Genomic DNA, 2,240 nt, shown 5'->3' on the forward strand with positions numbered 1-2,240 from the left:
TTAAGGAAATTCAGGCTTACGTCCGAACCGGTGGCGAAACTACGGCACGTACCGTGGAACATACCGTCAGTAGTGGAACCAAGGCCGTTACCTATACCGATGAGTTGAGGCTGATTGAGAACGCGGCGGAGGCTCAGCGAAGTGCTCGGGGTGGGTGGGCGAAGAATTCGGCGTCTCCAGAAGTAGAAGACATAGAGAAGGTCTACACGCATGAGGCGGGTTATCCGGACTTGACAAAATTTGCAGATCCCCAAACGAAAAAACTTACCGGCATCCCAGCTTTCGCCGGCAAGATTCAAAACCGGACAATGAAGGCTGATGAGGAAATGTATCGATTTTTTGGTCCGAAAGGCGCAACCCATGGCGAATTGATTGGCGACACTGCACCTGGTGGCGGTTGGTGGGGCTTGGGATCGCCGCCTAAAATAGCCAAGGAATGGCGAGAAAAAGCCGCTGTCCTCGACGAGTGGAATCGCGACGGCTATCTGCTGGTCGCCAAAGTCACTGACGACAATGCCGTTAAAGCCTGTGTCGGCAAGATTTCCGAACAAATGGGCGACAAAATTCCTGGTCAGTATTTAGGCGGTGGTGGCTTGCAAGCCGTCATCGAAATGGATGACGCGACAAAGGCCGCGTTAAAAAGTGCGGGCGACGCCACCATCGCCACCGGCAAACCGCAAACCGTCAAAGCAGCGGGAATGACCTTTGAGCTACGCCCGACCGGCTGGACCGACGCCAACGGCGTCTGGGGGTACATTCATATGCCCGGCGCGGGCACAGTGCAAACCGCCCGCCTGGGTGCGCGCGAACTGGCGGCCAAGGACGACCGTGACCCGAAAGCGAATTCGAGGATAAGCAAGCAATGAGCGATTATTTGAAGGAAATCGAAGAGGAACTGGCCAACCTGCAACTTCCTTCTTCTCCATCTCCCTATACCTACAACCACGACAGCATCCCCAATGACGAGGAACGCCGCCGCATCTTCTACATGCTCAAGAAAAACTCGTCGTATACCGCCTGGGCGCGGGTCGGCAAGTTTCACGACCAGTGGATGGCGGTTTATACCAAGGCCTACGAGGAAGCCCGCGCCTCAAATCGGGACGAGTATTTCTTCTGGGAAAACCGATATATAAAGGACTGCGCCAACTACAAAGGCTATGCCGAGTGCCTAGCTCGCTTGAAAAAAGGCGATAAACGCCCTTTTAAGTTTTTGGGGAGATTCGGGTACTTTTATCAGGCGCTGCTCCCCTCCCATTGTTGGAGCACCGACATTATGCGATTCGAATGGGGGGAAAATGAACTGGAAGAAACCGCTTCGCCGTTTTGGTCTGAATTCGATACAGCGCTCCGTCAGTTGTGCGTTGAGGCGGAACTCAATTACATCCTGGAAGATCGCTACACCGATGTGCCCGCGCCAATTGGCCTGCGCGGCTTTCGTGGCCCCAATTTCCTGCGAAACAGAACAGTGCTCCCCGACGGCAAACTCCCACCCGTCCCCGACGCTCCCCTGCCCCTGCGAATCATCCAGACCGGCGACACAGTCCCCTGTTCCGGCATTTGGGAACCAGTCAAGGTCGAAATGTCGTCCGGCCTTATGGGCATGTTCAAAAAGCCCCAGATTCCAGACAGCGGCGATCTTGAACTCGACGGCACGATGAACTATCTGCATGTCGACTCACCCGCACCGACCATCGCTTTCGAGGCCGATAGTCTCAGGCGAGATGGTCGCCCGACTTTCTGGAAACTCCTGTGGCGTGATGATCGTTACGAAGACGGAACCATCCCGCCCGAAGAAGCCGACTATCAGTTCCGCTGTCCCGAATTCTCTCCTCCGCCATGGACCGAGTTTTACCCGGAAGAAGCAAGAAACGCGAGCGGCATGTCGGCAACTGAGCGCCGCAGCATCCCCGGCGGCCAATCCTGCACGGAAGCCGGCTGGTGGTTCACCCCGGCCAAATCCGGTTCTCGCCGGTTCTTTAAACAAGGCGAAACCATGCCCTCGCTCGGTGGCGACTACGGCGACACCTTCTGGCAGCGTTCACCGGATCAGTCAGCGCCATCGTTGTAATCCGCTTTCACGGTCAACCCGAATTTCATTTTTGAGCATTTTTTCCGGTTGACCGTGGGACTCGACCAATCCGCGTCGGCCGGGGCTCAGCCGACGCTGCGTTTTCATCGGGTCAATGCGTTGTTGGGTCTGGCCGAGGCTGAGGCGGGGAGTTATGGCAATACGTGTTGGG

At 56.1% G+C, this 2,240-nt stretch carries 2 protein-coding genes; both read left to right on the forward strand.

Annotated features, from left to right (window positions below; all coding sequences use genetic code 11):
• Positions 1-866: hypothetical protein (locus ADADOO_RS12855; RefSeq protein ID WP_511277901.1), on the forward strand; the 866-nt coding region annotated here is incomplete at its 5' end.
• Entirely contained in the window at positions 863-2,068 is a 1,206-nt protein-coding gene (locus ADADOO_RS12860; protein WP_511277902.1) for an Imm71 family immunity protein, read from the forward strand. The genes ADADOO_RS12855 and ADADOO_RS12860, both read left to right, overlap by 4 nt.
• Positions 2,069-2,240 lie beyond the last annotated feature (172 nt).

The sequence above is a fragment of the Azonexus sp. genome (genome assembly GCF_036170495.1).
Classification (GTDB): Bacteria; Pseudomonadota; Gammaproteobacteria; order Burkholderiales; family Rhodocyclaceae; genus Azonexus.